This window comes from Chromohalobacter sp. 48-RD10 (assembly GCF_029889785.1).
Lineage (GTDB): Bacteria > Pseudomonadota > Gammaproteobacteria > Pseudomonadales > Halomonadaceae > Chromohalobacter.
Genome location: NZ_JARANX010000002.1, coordinates 1 through 17,605 on the forward strand (window position 1 = coordinate 1; position 17,605 = coordinate 17,605).

General features: G+C 58.9%; 16 protein-coding genes. 11 read left to right on the forward strand and 5 right to left on the reverse strand.

What is annotated here, in order from left to right; genetic code table 11:
- The first annotated feature begins 310 nt into the window (after positions 1-310).
- The gene (locus OP496_RS02775) at positions 311-1,900 is read left to right on the forward strand and encodes a peptide chain release factor 3 (protein WP_280561903.1); all 1,590 of its coding nucleotides are present in this window, start codon (positions 311-313) and stop codon (positions 1,898-1,900) included.
- Positions 1,901-1,938: 38 nt separating this feature from the next.
- Complete coding sequence (locus OP496_RS02780; protein WP_280561904.1) at positions 1,939-2,718, forward strand: TatD family hydrolase; 780 nt, start codon at positions 1,939-1,941, stop codon at positions 2,716-2,718.
- On the opposite strand, the gene OP496_RS02785 is transcribed toward OP496_RS02780, so the two are convergent.
- Positions 2,709-3,755, reverse strand: a complete 1,047-nt coding sequence (locus OP496_RS02785) for a folate-binding protein (RefSeq protein WP_280561905.1) — start codon at positions 3,753-3,755, stop codon at positions 2,709-2,711. The genes OP496_RS02780 and OP496_RS02785 overlap by 10 nt on opposite strands.
- A 158-nt stretch (positions 3,756-3,913) precedes the next feature.
- Here OP496_RS02785 and OP496_RS02790 point away from each other — a divergent pair, with 158 nt between their 5' ends.
- The 4 genes from OP496_RS02790 to OP496_RS02805 all read left to right on the forward strand — a co-directional run bounded on the left by OP496_RS02790 (position 3,914) and on the right by OP496_RS02805 (position 8,982).
- Positions 3,914-4,105 carry a hypothetical protein gene (locus OP496_RS02790; RefSeq protein ID WP_280561907.1) on the forward strand — a complete coding sequence of 64 codons (192 nt, stop codon included), beginning with the start codon at positions 3,914-3,916 and terminating at the stop codon, positions 4,103-4,105.
- A 117-nt stretch (positions 4,106-4,222) separates the two neighbouring features.
- Entirely contained in the window at positions 4,223-6,253 is a 2,031-nt protein-coding gene (gene uvrB / locus OP496_RS02795) for an excinuclease ABC subunit UvrB (protein ID WP_280561908.1), read from the forward strand.
- A gap of 308 nt (positions 6,254-6,561) precedes the next feature.
- Positions 6,562-7,986 (forward strand): cardiolipin synthase, encoded by a 1,425-nt coding sequence (cls, locus tag OP496_RS02800; RefSeq protein WP_280561910.1) that lies wholly within the window; start codon positions 6,562-6,564, stop codon positions 7,984-7,986.
- 78 nt (positions 7,987-8,064) lie between these two features.
- Positions 8,065-8,982, forward strand: a complete 918-nt coding sequence (locus OP496_RS02805) for a LysR substrate-binding domain-containing protein (protein ID WP_280561911.1) — start codon at positions 8,065-8,067, stop codon at positions 8,980-8,982.
- Positions 8,983-9,002: 20 nt separating this feature from the next.
- On the opposite strand, the gene OP496_RS02810 is transcribed toward OP496_RS02805, so the two are convergent.
- Positions 9,003-10,106, reverse strand: coding sequence for a bifunctional nicotinamide-nucleotide adenylyltransferase/Nudix hydroxylase (locus OP496_RS02810; RefSeq protein ID WP_280561912.1), 1,104 nt, complete (start codon positions 10,104-10,106; stop codon positions 9,003-9,005).
- A gap of 114 nt (positions 10,107-10,220) precedes the next feature.
- On the opposite strand from OP496_RS02810, the gene OP496_RS02815 reads away from it, so the two are divergent.
- Together OP496_RS02815 and yccX are read left to right on the forward strand one after the other, a co-directional pair.
- Positions 10,221-11,207 carry a YihY/virulence factor BrkB family protein gene (locus OP496_RS02815; RefSeq protein WP_280562371.1) on the forward strand — a complete coding sequence of 329 codons (987 nt, stop codon included), beginning with the start codon at positions 10,221-10,223 and terminating at the stop codon, positions 11,205-11,207.
- On the forward strand, positions 11,200-11,472 hold the full coding sequence (gene yccX / locus OP496_RS02820) for an acylphosphatase (RefSeq protein ID WP_280561913.1): 273 nt from the start codon (positions 11,200-11,202) through the stop codon (positions 11,470-11,472). Before OP496_RS02815 ends, yccX begins: the two co-directional genes overlap by 8 nt.
- Positions 11,473-11,523: 51 nt before the next feature.
- Here yccX and OP496_RS02825 read toward each other — a convergent pair whose 3' ends face one another.
- The 3 genes from OP496_RS02825 to OP496_RS02835 form a co-directional block, all read right to left on the reverse strand.
- Entirely contained in the window at positions 11,524-12,468 is a 945-nt protein-coding gene (locus tag OP496_RS02825) for a nucleoside hydrolase (protein ID WP_280561914.1), read from the reverse strand.
- A gap of 85 nt (positions 12,469-12,553) precedes the next feature.
- Positions 12,554-13,444, reverse strand: a complete 891-nt coding sequence (locus OP496_RS02830; RefSeq protein WP_280561915.1) for a ribokinase — start codon at positions 13,442-13,444, stop codon at positions 12,554-12,556.
- A 28-nt stretch (positions 13,445-13,472) separates the two neighbouring features.
- The gene (locus OP496_RS02835; RefSeq protein ID WP_280561916.1) at positions 13,473-14,414 is read right to left on the reverse strand and encodes a D-2-hydroxyacid dehydrogenase; all 942 of its coding nucleotides are present in this window, start codon (positions 14,412-14,414) and stop codon (positions 13,473-13,475) included.
- A 215-nt stretch (positions 14,415-14,629) separates the two neighbouring features.
- On the opposite strand from OP496_RS02835, the gene OP496_RS02840 reads away from it, so the two are divergent.
- The 3 genes from OP496_RS02840 (at position 14,630) to OP496_RS02850 (ending at position 17,590) form a co-directional block, all read left to right on the forward strand.
- On the forward strand, positions 14,630-14,887 hold the full coding sequence (locus OP496_RS02840; protein ID WP_280561917.1) for a zinc ribbon domain-containing protein: 258 nt from the start codon (positions 14,630-14,632) through the stop codon (positions 14,885-14,887).
- Positions 14,888-14,953: 66 nt separating this feature from the next.
- Entirely contained in the window at positions 14,954-16,738 is a 1,785-nt protein-coding gene (gene aspS / locus OP496_RS02845) for an aspartate--tRNA ligase (protein WP_280561918.1), read from the forward strand.
- A gap of 102 nt (positions 16,739-16,840) precedes the next feature.
- Positions 16,841-17,590, forward strand: a complete 750-nt coding sequence (locus tag OP496_RS02850; protein WP_280561919.1) for a YebC/PmpR family DNA-binding transcriptional regulator — start codon at positions 16,841-16,843, stop codon at positions 17,588-17,590.
- Positions 17,591-17,605: the final 15 nt, after the last annotated feature.

A 17,605-nucleotide genomic window follows, 5' to 3' on the forward strand; every position in this document is an offset into this window, starting at 1 on the left:
GCTTAGCGCCGATGGTAGTGTGGGGCTTCCCCATGCGAGAGTAGGTCATCGTCAGGCATTTATTTCGAACCCCGGCCATTGGTCGGGGTTCATTCATTGAGGGCCTTCCCCATGGAGAGTCCCGGATGGCCGGCCCCGTCATCGGCAGGCATTTATTCGAAAACCCCCGCTTCATACGAAGCGGGGGTTTTGTCGTTCAGGGGCCTCTACCCACATGCACGTCTAAGCAGTACAATTCGCGGCAAGAATCCATCCTTTTCAGTCAGATGCTTGATCAGCCTCGACTGCCGCAAATCAGCGAAGTATATCGATGTCAGACACTCAAGTGGCTAAAGAAGCAGAATTACGCCGGACCTTCGCCATTATCTCGCACCCCGACGCTGGCAAGACCACTATTACCGAAAAGATGCTGCTGTTCGGCAACGCCATTCAGCTCGCCGGCTCGGTCAAGAGCAAGCGCGATGAACGCCATGCGACCTCCGATTGGATGAAGATGGAGCAGGATCGTGGTATCTCGGTGACGACTTCGGTGATGCAGTTCCCGTACAACGGACGGATCGTCAATCTGCTCGATACACCTGGCCACGAAGACTTTTCCGAGGATACCTACCGTACGCTGACAGCCGTGGATTCGGCGCTGATGGTGATAGATGGCGCCAAAGGAGTCGAGGACCGTACCATCAAGCTGATGGACGTCTGTCGTTTGCGGACGACGCCAATCCTGACATTCATCAACAAGATGGATCGTGATGTCCGTGATCCGGTCGAGGTGATGGATGAAGTCGAAACGGTACTGAACATTCAGTGTGCACCGATGACTTGGCCGGTGGGGATGGGACGCCATTTTCGGGGTGTCTACCATCTCTACAATGACGTCATTCACCTTTACAAGCAGGGCCAGGGCAACCGGATTCCGGAAGATCTGCGTATCGAAGGGCTCGATAGCCCCGAGGTAGAGGAAACGTTGGGCAAAGAGGCTGCGGAGGAATTGCGAGCGGAAGTCGAGCTGGTCCGCGGCGCGTCTCATACTTTTGATCTTGATGCCTATCGCCGAGGTGAACTTACTCCTGTGTATTTCGGCACGGCGATGGGGAATTTCGGGGTGCGGGAAATGCTCGATGGTTTCGTCGAATATGCCCCCTCGCCGTTAGCGCGCGATACCGATAAGCGTACCGTAGAAGCAAGTGACGAACGTTTTACCGGTTTCGTCTTCAAGATCCAGGCCAACATGGATCCCAAGCACCGTGACCGTGTTGCTTTCCTGCGTGTATGTTCGGGCAAATACGACAAGAACATGAAGATGCGCCACGTGCGCATTGGCAAGGACGTCAAGATTGCCGATGCGCTGACTTTCATGGCATCCGACCGCTCGCATGTCGAAGAAGCCTGGCCCGGTGACATCATCGGCCTGCACAATCATGGCACGATTCAGATCGGCGATACGTTCACCCTGAACGAGAACATGCGCTTCACGGGCATTCCGCACTTTGCGCCCGAACTGTTCAAGCGTGTGCGATTGCGTGATCCACTCAAGATGAAGGCCCTGCAAAAAGGATTGAAGCAGCTTTCGGAGGAGGGGGCGACACAGGTGTTCATGCCCATGGACAACAATGACTTGATTGTCGGTGCCGTAGGGTCGCTACAGTTCGATGTCGTCTCGCATCGCCTAAAGCAGGAATACAAGGTCGACTGCCTGTACGAGCCGGTCAATGTGCAAACGGCACGGTGGGTGTATTGCAACGACGCCAAGATGCTTGATGATCTAAAGCGCAAGGCTAGCACCAATCTTGCCTGGGACGGCGGAGACTACCTCACTTATCTGGCACCGACGCGCGTCAACCTGCAGATGACGCAAGAGCGTTGGCCAGAAGTCAAATTCCGTGCCACACGTGAACACTGAGGCCTAAGCTCTGTCTGAAGTCGGCTCGAGAGGGACGCATGTCCGCAACGCTGATCGATGCCCATTGTCATCTTGACTTCGATGTCTTCGATGAAGACCGCGACGCTGTACTGGCACGTGCGGCCAACGCCGGAGTGGGGCACTACATCGTCCCGGGGACGACGCGTGAGCGTTGGCCACAGGTAGCCGATCTTGGGCGACGTCAAGAGATCAGCGTCTGCTATGGGCTGCACCCTTACTTTCTTTCAGTGCACGCGTCGGGAGATATCGATGCTTTGGAAACCCAACTCGACGCTCACCCCGAGACCGTCGCTCTCGGCGAATGTGGCATTGATGCGCGTCTTGATGACCTCGATCGTCAATGGCAACTTTTCGATGCGCAATTGCGCGTTGCGAAGCGCCGTCATCTGCCAGCCGTGATTCACTGTGTCCAAGCCAACGACCAGGTGGTAAAGCGCTTGCGTCAGCTCGCATTGCCCGCCGGTGGCCTGATACACGCGTTTTCGGGAAGCCCGGAGCAAGCTCGGGGCTTTCTGGAGTTGGGATTCGTTCTGGGGCTCGGCGGGGGGGCGACCTACACACGCGCCAAGCGCCTGCGCCGTACTATACGTTCGCTGCCCGACGACGGTTATGTACTCGAGACCGATAGCCCCGACATGCCGCTTTCCGGCGCGCAGGGACACCGCAATGAGCCATCTCGTGTTCATGCTATCTGTGCAACGCTAGCCGAGCTCCGAGAACAGTCCTATGCCACGGTGGCGACGCAGAGCACCGCCACCGTGCGCCGCCTATTCGGATTGGTGGCACATCAGGCCTGAAGGGGCATGCTTTCCGGATCGACACGTTCGATTGCATAGGGCAACGCCAGGCGCTCGAGCGGCACGCCATCGACGTTGAGATCGCGGGGTTCGTCGCGCTGAGTGATGATGGCGAGTACCTCGGCCTTTCCATCCACGTTCAAGGCGGCGCATACGACATCGCCTTGAGACTTGCCGTTAGCATCGTGGACGGGCGTCCCCGGCGCCGGTAGCGTGTCGTTTTCTAACTGAGCACGCAGCAGACGCTTCTTGACCTGACCGCGGAAATGCGCCCGCGCAACCACTTCTTGTCCGGTGTAGCAGCCTTTGCGAAAACTGATTCCGCCCAACGCTTCCCAATTGATCATCTGGGGAAGATAACTGTCACGTTGCGCATCTCCCAGCCAGGCGAGACCGGCCTGGATGTCATGCAGGCGCCATACTGAGTTCCCGACGGGCGTAGCGAAGCTCTCGAAAGCCTTCCATGCGGGCAGGGCTGCATCCTCCGGGACGACGACCATGAACCTTGGAGTCGGGCCGGGATGGTGAAGGATGGCCGCTGCATCGCTTTGAGCCATGGCCCATGTGGCAGGGGTCGCGACATCGAGTTGCGCCTCGACCTGAGCTGCCGCGTCCTCGCCTAGCACACCGAATATCTGCGTTGCCGGCTGCGTGATCTCGACCTTGTAAAAGGGCGCATATTTCGCCAGATGCGTGTGCAGCGGATCGGCCACGCCGATATCCAGCACCAGCCAATAGCGTGTCTCGTCCACGCGCATCAATTGGCCGTTGGCCAGCATGCGCCCCTTGGGAGAACAAAACGCCGTCAAAGGTGCGAACTCACCATCGGCAAGCGCTACCTGGGCACTGGTCTGGCCCTGGAGAAAACGTTCGGCATCGGGACCGGCAATTTCCATGATCGAGTACTGCGGCAGCGGCGCAATTGCCGTGGACGACAAGGGCACGCGAGCCTGGGACACGGCCTCGCCGAAGTGCCACTCATTCTCCGCTGCGCGCACTAGCCCTTGCGTTTCAAGATGCCTGATCCAATCGTTCATGGAATAACTCCGTATCGCGAACGCGACGGTCACTCGACCGTATTCGAATGTCACTCATGAATATCAGGGCGGGCAAGGGATTTTCCAACCACCGCGGCGCTGCCGTCGTGCCATGATAAACTTCCACCTGCAAACGAATGAATAGATGGAGAAACCCCATGGCGCGTATACCACTGACCTTCGAGCAGGTCGATAGTACCGAGGATGTCAATCGCATCACCACGGCTCTTATGGAGATGGACGGCGTCGAAGAGGCCGAAGTCGGTCGTCATGGTGCCGAAGTGGAAGGGCGCGTGCGGCGCGAGGCGTTGCTGAGAACCGTCCAGGCATTGGGGTACAAGGCACACTGACTGCCATACGGGAACAACTAATGATTGTCAGCGACGTGGATATCGCTACGCGGCCGGCCTGACCGCGGGTACGGCTCGAGGCTTGAACAGCCCTTACCTCGCCCTTATGTGAGACTCATGAGCAAACCCTTTCGCATTCAGTCGCAATTCCAGCCTGCGGGCGATCAGCCAACGGCCATTGAAGGCTTGATACATGGCTACAACGCCGGGCTTGCGCATCAAACGCTGCTCGGTGTCACTGGGTCGGGGAAAACGTTCACCATGGCCAACGTGGTGGAACGCTTACAGCGTCCGACCATCGTCATGGCGCCGAACAAAACGCTGGCCGCCCAGCTTTACGGCGAGTTCAAGAGCTTCTTTCCTGATAATGCGGTCGAGTATTTCGTTTCGTATTACGACTACTATCAGCCGGAAGCCTATGTGCCGTCATCGGACACATTCATCGAGAAAGATGCCTCGGTCAACGACCATATCGAGCAGATGCGTCTCTCGGCAACCAAAGCGCTGCTCGAGCGTCGTGATGCGTTGATCGTGGTGTCCGTCTCGGCCATTTACGGCTTGGGGGACCCCGATCAATACCTGAAGATGCGCCTGCACTTCAACCGTGGCGAGTTGATCGATCAGCGCACCTTCCTGCGGCGCCTCGCCGAACTACAATATACCCGCAACGATATGGATTTCCGCCGCGGTACTTATCGCGTTCGTGGCGATGTCATCGACGTTTTTCCGGCGGATGCGGAAGATGAAGCGGTGCGAGTGGAGCTATTCGATGACGAGATCGAGACCATCAGCTTGTTCGATCCGCTGACCGGCGAAGTGCGTGGCAAGGTGCCGCGTATGACGATCTACCCTAAAAGCCACTACGTGACACCGCGCGAGACGATACTCAGCGCTGTGGATGACATCAAGGCCGAGCTGGCCGAGCGGTTGGATTGGTTGCGCAAGAACGATAAGCTCGTCGAAGCCCAGCGTCTCGAGCAGCGTACGCTTTATGACATCGAGATGATGCTCGAACTGGGCTATTGCAACGGCATCGAAAACTACTCACGTTATCTATCGGGCCGCGCGCCGGGCGAGGCGCCCCCAACGTTCTTCGATTACCTTCCGGATGACGCGCTGTTGTTCATCGATGAATCCCATGTCAGCGTTCCCCAAGTGGGCGGCATGTACAAGGGGGACCGTTCACGCAAGGAAACGCTGGTCGAATACGGCTTCCGATTGCCTTCGGCACTGGACAATCGTCCCATGAAGTTCGAGGAGTGGGAGCGTATTTGTCCGCAGGCTACCTTCGTCTCCGCGACGCCGGGCAAGTATGAGGCCGAACATGCCGGTCAGGTCGTCGAACAGGTCGTGCGTCCCACCGGCTTGGTTGACCCCGAAATCGAAGTGCGGTCGGCGGGGACGCAGGTAGACGATTTGCTCTCCGAGATTCGGTTGCGTACCGACGTGGGAGAGCGCGTTCTGGTAACCACGTTGACCAAGCGCATGGCCGAGGACCTCACCGAATATCTCGGCGAGCACGATATCCGTGTTCGCTATCTGCACTCCGATATCGATACCGTCGAGCGCATAGAGATCATTCGCGATCTGCGATTGGGGAAATTCGACGTCCTCGTAGGCATCAACTTGCTGCGCGAGGGACTGGATATACCGGAAGTCTCGTTGGTAGCGATTCTCGATGCCGATAAGGAAGGCTTTCTGCGCGCCGAGCGCTCACTGGTCCAGACGATCGGGCGTACAGCACGTAACGCACACGGCAAGGCGATTCTCTATGGTGACCGGATAACGGATTCGATGCGTCGGGCGATGGATGAAACCGAGCGCCGTCGTGCTAAGCAGATTGCGTTCAACGAAGAGCATGGCATCACGCCCAAGACAGTGACGAAGTCGGTTGCCGACATCATGGAAGGAGCGCAGACACCGGGTAAGAAAGTAGGTCACCAGCGCCCCGACAAGCGTGTTGCCGAAGCTCCCGGCGATTACAGTGCCGAGCAGCTCAATCAGATGGATGCTGCGGGCCTGACCCGGGAAATCGGCAAGCTCGAGGATGCCATGCACGAAGCCGCTAAAAATCTGGAATTCGAAGAAGCCACACGGCTACGCGATCAGTTGCAAACCCTGAAGGCACGGTTAATCGAGTTGGGTTAATATCCAAAACTAAATTTTATACCGTTATCTCATAAAAAATACCCGACAACAAAAGAAAGACTTTAGGCGTGAAGAAGCCCCGTATAGTCGCCATCGAGGCTATCAGTATGGTGGAATTTATGAGTTCGATGTCGAAGACATGCCGTTGACAGTCAAGGCGAATCGGCCCAGCAGATCGGTCCGGCGAAATGGAAAGAGATTATCGCCGCGAGTGCATGATCATGCGATGATCGTCGACTCAGGCCCCGTCCACGCGGGGCCTGATTTTTAACCAGTGTGCGCTTCGAAGGTTTCAGGGAGGAGCCGACATGACATCCGGACTGATCGGTATCCTGATCGTGACGATCCATGTACTGGGTGCGTTGTCCGCCATCATGGCATTGATGTCGAGTCGTACCTCTCAAGGGGCGGTTGCCTGGATCGTTACGCTGTTGACCTTTCCCTATCTGGCCGTTCCCATCTACTGGATCTTTGGGCGCCCACGTTTCTACGGGTACACCTCCGCACGTGGCGAACGCGATACCGTACTACGCCAGGTCCTATTGCGTTTCAGGCCTCGGCTCGAACCTTTCTTTTCCCGTCCTTCGTTTGACACCACGCGCATTCAAGCCGTCGAGCGCTTGGCCATGATGCCCATGAGCACAGGCAATCGAGCCGAACTGCTCATCGATGGGGACGAAACCTTCCAGAGCTTGCTAGAGGGAATCGATGCCGCACGCGAATATATCCTCATGCAGTTCTTCATTCTCCGGGCCGATGAAATAGGTACCTTGTTCAAGCAGCACTTGATGCGTCGGGCAGAGCAGGGCGTGCGGGTTTGCCTGCTGTATGACGAAATCGGCAGCCGCAGTTTACCCAGTGACTACTTGCACGAGTTGTCGGATGCAGGCATCGAGGTCACCGCCTTCAACTCGTCGCGCGGGTGGCGGCACCGTTTCCAGATCAACTTCCGCAATCATCGCAAGATCGTGGTCGTCGACGGTCGAGAGGGTTGGACCGGCGGCTTCAACGTGGCCGATGAATATCTAGGGCGGGTGGCGCGCTATGGCCCCTGGCGCGATACTCATCTCAAGCTTACCGGGCCGAGCGTCATGGGTTTGCAGGAAGCCTTCTGGGAGGATTGGTACTGGGCCACTGAAGAGATCCTGTCCCTGAACTGGGAACCGTCGATTACCTGCGATGAATGCCAGCACGTGGTGGTCGTACCCTCCGGGCCGGCTGATAACTGCGAGACAGCAAGCCTGCTGATTCAGCACACCATTCATGGGGCTCATGAACGACTTTGGGTGACCAGCCCATACTTCGTCCCGGACCAGGGGGTGCAAGATGCCTTGAAGCTTGCCGCGCTGCGCGGTGTCGATGTGCGCGTGATGATCCCTGAGCGTCCCGATCACTTGCTGGTCTTCCTCTCGGCTTTTTCCTTCTTGCCCGAGATGATTCGCCACGGCGTGCGTATTTTTCGCTATCAGCCGGGATTCTTGCACCAGAAAGTCGTTCTGGTCGATGACGAGACGGCGCTGGTCGGCTCAGTCAATCTCGATAACCGCTCGTTTCGACTCAATTTCGAGATTACCGCGTATGTTCCCAATGCGATGTTTGCTAGCCAGGTAGAGGACATGCTACGTCGGGATTTTGCCGCATGCCGCGAGGTATCGCTGAACGAACTCAACAATCGTCCCATCTGGCGTAAACTCGTGTCTCGGGCAGCGTACCTGCTAGCCCCCATACAATGACATCCTTTGGGTGTCGAGACGTCAGATCCACATGCTGGCGACTGTCGTACATCTACTGTGTGACCACCAGGAGTACCGGTGAATCTTGAAACCAAGTGGCTCGAAGATTTCGTTGCCCTCGCCAATACACGCAGTTTTTCCGCGTCGGCGAGGCAACGGCACGTCACCCAGCCTGCTTTCAGCCGACGCATCCGCTCCCTGGAACAAGCCGTGGGGGCTACCTTGGTCGACCGTTCCACGACCCCTATCGGGCTGACGCCGGAAGGGCAGTTGTTCCTGGTCACGGCCCGCAGCATGGTCGAGCAGCTGAGTGAATGCCTTGCCCATTTGCGCGGCCTGTCGATGGCCAACGAAGCGCTCGATATCGTCGCCGCGCATTCGCTGGCGTTGACGTTTTTCCCGCGTTGGATTTCGCGCTTGCAAAAGGGCGTGGGTGAACTTCCGACCCGGCTGGTGGCCATGAATGTCGGGGATGCCATTCATGTGTTGCGCGAGGGCAACTGCGATCTGATGCTGGCGTATTACGATCCCTACGCCAGCATGCAACTCGACGCCGAGGCCTTTCCATCGTTCTCCATCGGGCAAGTGAAAATGCTGCCGGTTTGTGTGCCCAATAGCGATGGTACGCCACGCTTTGCGCTGGACGACGAGGCGGGGATCCCCTTTCTCGCCTATACACAAGGCGCTTTTCTGGGACGTAGCGTACGCATGCTGCTCAAGAATGATCCACTACGCATGCGCCTCAATACCGTTTATGAGACCGCCATGGCGGAAGGCCTCAAAGGTATGGCTCTGCAGGGGGTCGGCATGGCATGGATTCCCGATTTCTGCATACGCGAAGAACTCACCGCAGGGCGTTTGATCCGCGCGGGAGACTCGCAATGGGACATTCCGCTCGAGATTCGCTTGTACCGGTGTTCGCTGGTGCATAAGCCCGGCGTCGAGAAGCTCTGGCGACAGATGATGAAGTTACCGCGCGACTTCTTGCAGGCATGAACATCTGACAGCGAGTCGCGTCACGGTGTGGCCATGCCGGCCGGCAAGCCTAGAAAGTTCTGAATGATGAAGAAATGGTCCTCGAACAACGCTTCGGGGTCGAGATCAGCCAATGCCACCCAATGCGCTTGCTCGCCACTGCGTGAGGGCTTGAGATGGGGGAGTTGCTGTTCGGGCCGCAGGGCGAAATAGAAGGCTTGCGCCAAGGTGCGTCCGCGCCAACTGCGATGGGGAGCATCGAACAAGCGCTGGCCACGTAAAGAGCCTTTGAGAACGGCTTCGGGAATCTTGAGTCGTACCCTCTCACGCAGCTCGCGCAAGCAGGCATCCAGCAAGCGCTCCTGGGGCTGAATGAAGCCTCCCGGCAAAGCGAGTAACCCTTTGCCTGGCGCGGCTCGACGCTCGACCAGCAGCACATGCCCGGATTGCACCACGACAGCATCGACAGTCACGAACATCGGCGGATAGGGTGCCTGCGACCAAGCCTCACGATACTGCTCGAGCAGGCGCTGTTCTTCCCACAGTTGCGCACATTCAGGCGTTTCGATAAAGCGCCGCAACACATCGCGTACCGGTGCCGACAGTCCGCTGCTTTCCTCGCGTGCCAAGTAATCACCTGCCAATGCCGGTTGGCTAAACAACGCCTCGCGAATTCGACTGGCCGAGACATCACTGACCAGCGGGACACTGACCGACTCCCACTGCGGAAACAGCGTGAGATAGTAGCTCGATTGACCGCGACCGGCGCCAATCAAACCGATTCGGGGTAACCGACCTTGTTGGGGAACGGCCACATCACGCACCCGACGCTGCACATCGCGTACCCAAACATCGTTATTGTAGAGTGCATCCAGTAACGGCGTGATTTCGAGACGCGCGTTGTCATCGGCGTCGAAGCATTCGCGCAGCATGTCTCGGCGCTCTTCGAAGCGCCAGGGGTTGCGCAGTGAGCGAGCCTGCCAGGCGGATCCCACCATGACGACCACCTGCCGTGCCTGCCGCAACGCCTCGCGTATGACACTGATATGCCCTAGATGCGGCGGTTGGAAACGCCCAATGAAGACCAGGCAATCGAAGGCATAGGATGTATTAGAGGCGGGAATGGGCGTCGTGGCGTTGGACATGAAAGCTCCGTCAGCAAGGCCGAGACATTATGGGCAGCCTCAAGGGGCTCTGCAATATAAGCAGTGGCCCGGGATATCTGCGCTATCCTGAGACCAAGCTTCGCTATGCCCGGCATGTATCATTTCCGACAAGGAGTGTCCGTGATCAATCTCTCGCCGCGCTATTGGTACCGAATCGTCGTCAACGCCGTTACCTTATGGCTTGAACACAATGCTTTCAGTTTCGCGGGTTCCCTGGCGTTTTACACTCTGTTTTCACTGGCGCCGACGATCATCATCGCCGTCACCGTGATTGGGCTGGTACTGGGGGAAGACGCCGCGCAAGGCCAGATCGTGGCGCAGTTGCAAGACACCATGGGTCAAGACGCCGCTACAGCGATACAGCAAGCGGTGGCCCAGTCGCGCATCGAAAGCTCCGGTATCTTGCCGACTTTACTGGGCATCGGCGCGCTGGTGGTGGGGGCAACGACCGTCTTCGCGCAGATGCAATTTTCCCTCAATACGCTGTGGGGCGTGACGGCGCGTCCTGATCGTAACGGGCTTTGGCTGTTCATCAAAAAGCGGCTGCTGTCGCTGACCGTGGTGCTGGCGGTGGGCTTCATCCTCATGGTGTCGTTGGCGCTGAGCGTGATGCTGCGCGCCTTCTTCAGGTATGCAAGCGACTGGCTGCCGGGGGCCAACGCGCTCTTGGGCAGTGCCGAATTTCTCGTCTCACTGGCGGTGATTGCATTGTTTTTCGCCGCTATTTTCAAGGTGTTGCCGGATGTCGTGGTGAGTTGGCGAGATGTTATGGTCGGCGCGATCGTGACGGCGGTGCTGTTTGCGATCGGGCGCTACGCTATCGCTGCCTACCTCGCGTATACCGCCACGGCATCGACGTATGGCGCAGCAGGCTCGGTCGTTTTGGTATTGCTATGGGTTTACTACAGTTCGCTGATACTACTGTATGGCGCCGCTTTCACCCGCACCCATCTCGAAGCGCGTGGCAAGCGTATCGTGCCTCGCAATTCTGCAGTCTTGGTCAAGCGCGAGTTCGTGGATTCGCAACGTTATGCTGCACACAACGCGACACCCCCAAGCAAAGGAGAGGGCCATGCATGAATATTGTCTCAAGGCCTGGGTCACCGGCCGCGTGCAAGGCGTCGGATTTCGCGCCGCGTCACGCGCTCAAGCGTTGCGGGAAGGACTCACGGGGCACGCCAGGAATCTTGGCGACGGCCGTGTCGAAGTGCTGCTGTGCGGCGAGCAGGCGGCCGTTGACCGTGTCGTACGCTGGTTATGGCAAGGGCCACCGGCGTCGCGCGTTACGCATGTCGAGTGCGAAAAGGTCGACGTTGCGTCCCCGAGTGCCTTCGAGCTCGGGTAAAACTGCCCCCGAAACGTTCCAGTATGATCGTGCAAGCGGGGGCAGTGATCCTCAACGGGTCAGTATCTCGACGATCCAGTCCACGACGGCTTTACCTTCGGCGTTCATGCACACATCGACGAGCGGCGAACGCGCCCAACGCGGATCGATGAAGGTCCGCTCTTGTGGTGCGAACAGCGTCTGACCTTCGGCGTCACCCTCGGTGACGACATTCAAGTGCCCGCGTGCGGTGGTGAAGAGTTCCGGACGCATCAACCACGCCAAGGCACAGCTGTCGTGCGGGCAGCAGCCATCGATATCCAGCGCGGTACGGTAGAACGCACGATAAAACGAATAGCTACCCGCCAATACCTCGCCCAGCTTGCCTTGGGCCGCGGCGATCTTGTCCATCTGCGCGGGGCCCAGCACGCAGCGATGCGTGGCATCGAGCCCCACCAAAGTCAGTGGCCAGCCCGCCGTCAATACTCGTGCAGCAGCATGCGGATCATTGAAGATATTGGCCTCGGCAACAGGCGTTACGTTGCCGCCCTCGCGAATCGATCCGCCCATGACGACGACCTGCTTGACGCGGTCGACGATACCCGGGTCGAGCTGTAGTGCGGCGGCGAGATTGCCCAGCGGGCCCACGGCGACCAGCGAGATCTCGCCGGGGCGGGCATTGACCTGTTCGACGATAAACTGTGGCGCACTGGTCGTCTCGGCGCGATGGTTCGGAGTAGGCAAGGGATGGTTGCCCAGCCCGTTGTCACCGTGTATATGGGCGGGCGCCGGATGCTTGCGCTTGATCAGAGGCGCCGCCGCGCCTTGCGCTACAGGGATACGCTGGTCGGCGAGTTCCGCGAGCAGCAGCGCATTGGTGGTGGCGGTATCGATATCGACATTGCCGTAGGTCGTGGTCATGCCGAGCAATTCGATCTCGGGATGCGCCAGGGCAATGGCAATGGCTTGGGCGTCGTCTACGCCAGGGTCGGTATCGAAAATCAGAGGTGTCGTCATGAGAATCCTGTTTCAAATAATGTCCAAGTAATCCCAAAAGGAGGCGCCGGTAAATCAATGACGCAAGATGTCGCGCGCTAGCCAATCACGAGAAGGACGCTGCTACCTCGCTGGCAAGCGGAATGCTTGGCGCCGCGCCGCTGCATTGCACGCACAAGGCCGCGGCGGTGCTCGCTTCATGCAGGCAAGTCTCGATGGGCTCGTTGCGCTGGCGTGCGGCCATGAAGTAACCGATGAAAGTATCGCCGGCCGCGGTCGTATCCACGGCTTCGACAGGGAAGGCAGGAAGCTCGAGGCGCTGAGCGCCATGCTGATAACGCACGCCATCGCGTCCCAGCGTCAATACCTGCTCGACCTCGGGCAGGCGTTGATAGAGGGCATCCATGAGTTCGGCGACCCCAGCGTGTTCGTCGAGCCCCGCCAGTGCCGCAGCTTCGCCACGATTGAGGAAGAGTATCTGGCACAATTCAAGCGGTAACGCATGCACATTGTCCCCTAGGGGGGCGGGGTTGAAAGCGATCCGCATGCCATGTCGCGCGGCAAGCGTCATGACACTCTCGAGTGCATTGCACTCGTTTTGCAGCAGCAGCCAATCGTCAGGACTCACCGAAGTCATGAGGGCGTCGAGGTGACGCTCGCTGAAGCCGTGGTTAGCCCCGGGGCTGAGAATGATGGCGTTCTCGGCGTGATCGTCGACCTGAATGATGGCGTGCCCGCTAGCGTCGGCGGTGAGTTCGATCAGAGACGTGTTGACGCCCGCCTGAGCCAGGATTTCCAGCACCCAGCGATCCTTCTGCGACACTCGCCCCCAATGCGTCACGTCACCGCTTGCACGCGCCATGGCCAATGACTGATTGGCGCCTTTACCCCCCAGTACCTGCGTAAAGCTCTGGCTGGACAATGTCTCGCCGGGGCGCACCAGATGACTGACACGGTAGACGTGGTCGATATTGATGGAACCGTAGTTGTAAAGCATGCAAGCTCCCGGCTTCAAAGCTTATGTATTAAGCACGCGAGGCGAGCCAGTCGCGCAGGTTGTCACGCGTCAGACTGACGACGTTGGCGCGAGCTTCCGGCGAGATCCAAGCGCTGTGCGGCGTGACGATGAGATTGAGCGCCTCGTCCATGGCATCGATGAGCGCATGTCCCTCGCGTGGTGGCTCTTGAGGTAGGCTATCGACGCCGAGTCCACCGATCGATCCGTCCCGAAGCGCGTCCAACGCGGCGTTTTCATCTATGATACCGCCCCGCGCACAATTGATCAGCAAGGCACCGGGTTTGAAACGGGCCAGCATCTCGGTGTCGACGAGATGCCGCGTGTGATCGGTCAGCGGGCAGTGCAGGCTCAATATATCGAGCTCACTTGCCAGCGACGCGAGGGAAGGGCGTGAATCCTGCGTTTCGTTGCCGGGGCGTGCGGCGAACGTGACGCGCATACCGAAGGCCTGGGCCAGGTGGGCCACCGCACGCCCGAGTTCACCGTGCCCGACGATGACAAGGTGCTTGCCGGCCAGTTGCAGGGTGCGATGGTCGAGCAGGCAGAACATGGGGCTATCGTTCCAGCGACCGGCAGCGACATCGCGCATGTAAAGGGGAAGGCGGTTGGCCAGAGCCAGCATCAGCATCAACGTATGCTGCGCCACGCTCGCCGTGCCGTAGGCAGAGACGTTGCGCACCTCGATGCCACGGGCTCGAGCCGTCTCCATGTCGATATTGTTGGTGCCTGTCGCCAACACACAGATCAACTTGAGGGTGGGCAGTGAAGCGAGCAGTTCGCCGTCGAGCACGACTTTATTGGTGATGGCGATATCCGCGTTGTCGAGACGCGCCTGGCGCTCATCGAGGGCGGTATGCGCATGGACCTCGAGGGTATCGACCGCCGCGTGCAACGGCGAGAGGTCAATATCGTCGCCGAGGCTGGCGGCATCGAGAATCACGGCTTTCATGCGAGATCCTTTTCTTTTAACGGAATCAAGTGAGTCTAGCATCGTGGCGGCAAGCTACATGATCGAGCTTCGATACGCTTGCCCGCTGGGTGGCGCAACGCGCTATAATGAGCGACTTTCGGAAAAGGCTTGGAAAGTGCGATCTCCGGCCCTATATCCCTGCCACCGCGCGAGCGTCGCGCGGGCGCTTCTTGATGACATGAATGGTGAGAACCATGCCCATCTACGAGTATGAGTGCAAGGCCTGCGGCCATCGCCTGGAAAAGCTGCAAAAAGTCAACGCGGCAGCGTTGACCGATTGTCCACGCTGCGAGCGCGCAGAATTATCACGTCTGGTCTCCGCAGCGGGCTTTCGCCTGGCCGGCGGCGGGTGGTATGAAACTGACTTCAAATCGGGGCAAAAACGCAATCTCGCGGAAGAGGCTTCCGCGCCCTCCACGTCTACCGAGACCGGCGGCAAGACGTCCGCCTGACGCGTTCGGTGCCGTTCGGGCGGCGCCGAATCGCCCCATGAAATACGCAACGAAACAGGATAAGACATGCGCAGTCACTATTGCGGTCAATTGAACGAAACCCAGGTGGATCAGGAAGTCGCACTCTGTGGCTGGGTACATCGTCGTCGCGACCACGGGGGAGTGATCTTCCTTGATTTGCGCGACCGCGATGGTATCGCCCAGGTGGTGGTCGATCCCGATACTCCCGAGGCATTCGCCAATGCCGATCGTGCCCGCAACGAGTTTGTACTGCGCATTCGCGGACGCATTCGCCTGCGCCCCGAAGGTACCCAGAACCCCAATATGCCCACCGGCATGATCGAGGTGCTGGCATCAGACGTCGAGGTGCTCAACACGGCAGCGACGCCGCCATTCCAGCTCGACGAGCATGGCAAGGTCGGTGAGGAAATCCGCCTCAAGCATCGTTACATCGATCTGCGCCGCCCGGAGATGATCGACAAGTTGCGATTGCGTTCGCGGATCACGCATAGCGTGCGAGCCTATCTCGAAGCCCAGGGCTTTCTGGACATCGAGACGCCGATTCTGACGCGTGCCACGCCGGAAGGAGCTCGCGATTACCTGGTGCCGAGCCGTACGCATCCGGGTGACTTCTTCGCTCTGCCGCAGTCACCGCAGCTGTTCAAGCAACTGTTGATGGTGTCGGGCTTCGACCGTTACTACCAGATCGCCAAGTGCTTCCGTGACGAAGACCTGCGTGCCGATCGTCAGCCCGAGTTCACCCAGATCGACCTGGAAGCCTCGTTCGTCGAAGAAGACGACATCATGTCCTTGGCCGAAGACATGATCCGTCAACTGTTCCAGAACGTGCTCGATGTCAGCCTGCCGGCATTCCCCAAGATGCCGTACAGCGAAGCGATGAACCGTTACGGCTCGGACAAGCCCGATCTGCGTATCCCCCTCGAGCTGGTCGATGTCAACGATCTGATGCGTGATGTCGATTTCAAGGTATTCTCCGGCCCAGCCAAGGCTGATGACGGGCGCGTTGCAGCGCTCAAGGTCACCGATGGCGCCAAGCTGTCACGCAAGGAAATCGATGCCTATACCGATTTCGTGAACATCTATGGCGCAAAGGGGCTGGCCTGGATCAAGGTCAACGAGCGTGCCAAGGGCATTGAAGGGCTGCAGTCGCCCATCGTCAAGTTCATGGACGGCATCATCGAGCCGTTGCTCGACCGCGTTGGCGCCGAGGATGGCGACATCATCTTCTTCGGCGCCGACAAGACTCGCGTCGTCAATGAGGCGCTAGGCGCGTTGCGCGTCAAGCTCGGCGAGGATCTCGATCTTTATACCCAAGCGTGGGCGCCACTGTGGGTCGTGGACTTCCCCATGTTCGAAACTGACGACGCCGGTCGCCTGGCCGCCTTGCACCATCCGTTCACCGCGCCGTCGTGCACGCCGGAGGCGTTCAAGGCGGATCCCGCCAATGCGTTGTCGCGCGCCTACGACATGGTCTTGAACGGTACCGAACTGGGCGGTGGTTCGATTCGTATCCACGATCAATCCATGCAGCGTGCGGTCTTCGAGGTGCTGGGCATTGGCGAGGCCGAAGCAGAAGAGAAGTTCGGCTTTTTGCTCGACGCCCTCCGCTTCGGCGCTCCCCCCCACGGTGGACTGGCCTTCGGTCTCGACCGTCTGGTCATGTTGATGAGCGGTGCCAAGATGATTCGTGAAGTGATCGCCTTCCCCAAGACGCAAAGCGCCGCTTGCCTGATGACCGATGCGCCGGGCGAGGTCAGCGCCGAGCAGCTCAAGGAGCTCAACATTCGCTTGCGCCAGAAGGCACAGCAAGGTGGCAACGGCGAGGCCTGATGGGCCCGTTGGTCTCACTTTCTTCTCGTTTTCCCGGCGTCGCCCTCGGCGTCGGGTGTGCTGCAAACGCGAATGCCTGTTTTTTCAAGGAGTGACGTCGATATGGCAGGCCATAGTAAATGGGCGAATATCAAGCACCGCAAGGCCGCCCAGGATGCCAAACGCGGCAAGATCTTCAGCAAGCTCATTCGTGAGCTGACCGTTGCTTCCCGCCAGGGTGGCGGCGAGGTGGCCGATAATCCTCGCCTGCGCGCCGCCATCGACAAGGCGCTGGCCAACAACATGACCAAGGACACCATCCAGCGTGCCATCGAGCGCGGCGCCGGCAATACCGATGGCGACGAGATGGAGGAAACCGTCTACGAGGGCTACGGTCCCGAAGGCGTCGCCGTAATGGTCGAGTGCATGACCGACAACCGCAATCGCACGGTTTCCGAAGTGCGCCACGCCTTCAATAAGAACGGCGGCAATTTGGGTACATCTGGGTCCGTCGCCTTCATGTTCCATAAGCAAGGGCGTTTGACGCTGCCGACAGGTGTCTCCGAGGAGGCCGCCATGGAGGCAACGCTAGCCGCCGAGCCCGAGGACATCGTCACTCAAGATGATGGTACGCTCGAGATCGTGACGTCCGTGGAAGGCTTTGGTGCGGTCAAGGATGCGCTCATCGAAGCGGGCATCGAGCCCTCCGCGAGCGATGTCGGATCCTATCCCGATAACTATTCCTCCATCGACGACGTCGACACGGCGCGCAAGGTTCTCAAGTTGTTCGACAGGCTCGAAGACCTCGACGACGTGCAGAACGTTTATTCCAACGCCGATTTCTCCGATGCGGTCATGGCGGAACTCGAGTGAGTGACGTGACGCGAG

Bases quoted from the DNA above. Each gene is read 5' to 3' on its own strand.
- OP496_RS02835 (WP_280561916.1), bottom strand. From the start codon at position 14,414: ATGAAAGCCGTGATTCTCGATGCCGCCAGCCTCGGCGACGATATTGAC.
- OP496_RS02850 (WP_280561919.1), top strand. From the start codon at position 16,841: ATGGCAGGCCATAGTAAATGGGCGAATATCAAGCACCGCAAGGCCGCC.
- OP496_RS02815 (WP_280562371.1), top strand. From the start codon at position 10,221: ATGTATCATTTCCGACAAGGAGTGTCCGTGATCAATCTCTCGCCGCGC.
- cls (WP_280561910.1), top strand. From the start codon at position 6,562: ATGACATCCGGACTGATCGGTATCCTGATCGTGACGATCCATGTACTG.
- yccX (WP_280561913.1), top strand. From the start codon at position 11,200: ATGCATGAATATTGTCTCAAGGCCTGGGTCACCGGCCGCGTGCAAGGC.
- OP496_RS02780 (WP_280561904.1), top strand. From the start codon at position 1,939: ATGTCCGCAACGCTGATCGATGCCCATTGTCATCTTGACTTCGATGTC.
- OP496_RS02785 (WP_280561905.1), bottom strand. From the start codon at position 3,755: ATGAACGATTGGATCAGGCATCTTGAAACGCAAGGGCTAGTGCGCGCA.
- OP496_RS02825 (WP_280561914.1), bottom strand. From the start codon at position 12,468: ATGACGACACCTCTGATTTTCGATACCGACCCTGGCGTAGACGACGCC.
- OP496_RS02775 (WP_280561903.1), top strand. From the start codon at position 311: ATGTCAGACACTCAAGTGGCTAAAGAAGCAGAATTACGCCGGACCTTC.
- uvrB (WP_280561908.1), top strand. From the start codon at position 4,223: ATGAGCAAACCCTTTCGCATTCAGTCGCAATTCCAGCCTGCGGGCGAT.
- OP496_RS02810 (WP_280561912.1), bottom strand. From the start codon at position 10,106: ATGTCCAACGCCACGACGCCCATTCCCGCCTCTAATACATCCTATGCC.
- aspS (WP_280561918.1), top strand. From the start codon at position 14,954: ATGCGCAGTCACTATTGCGGTCAATTGAACGAAACCCAGGTGGATCAG.
- OP496_RS02840 (WP_280561917.1), top strand. From the start codon at position 14,630: ATGCCCATCTACGAGTATGAGTGCAAGGCCTGCGGCCATCGCCTGGAA.
- OP496_RS02830 (WP_280561915.1), bottom strand. From the start codon at position 13,444: ATGCTTTACAACTACGGTTCCATCAATATCGACCACGTCTACCGTGTC.
- OP496_RS02790 (WP_280561907.1), top strand. From the start codon at position 3,914: ATGGCGCGTATACCACTGACCTTCGAGCAGGTCGATAGTACCGAGGAT.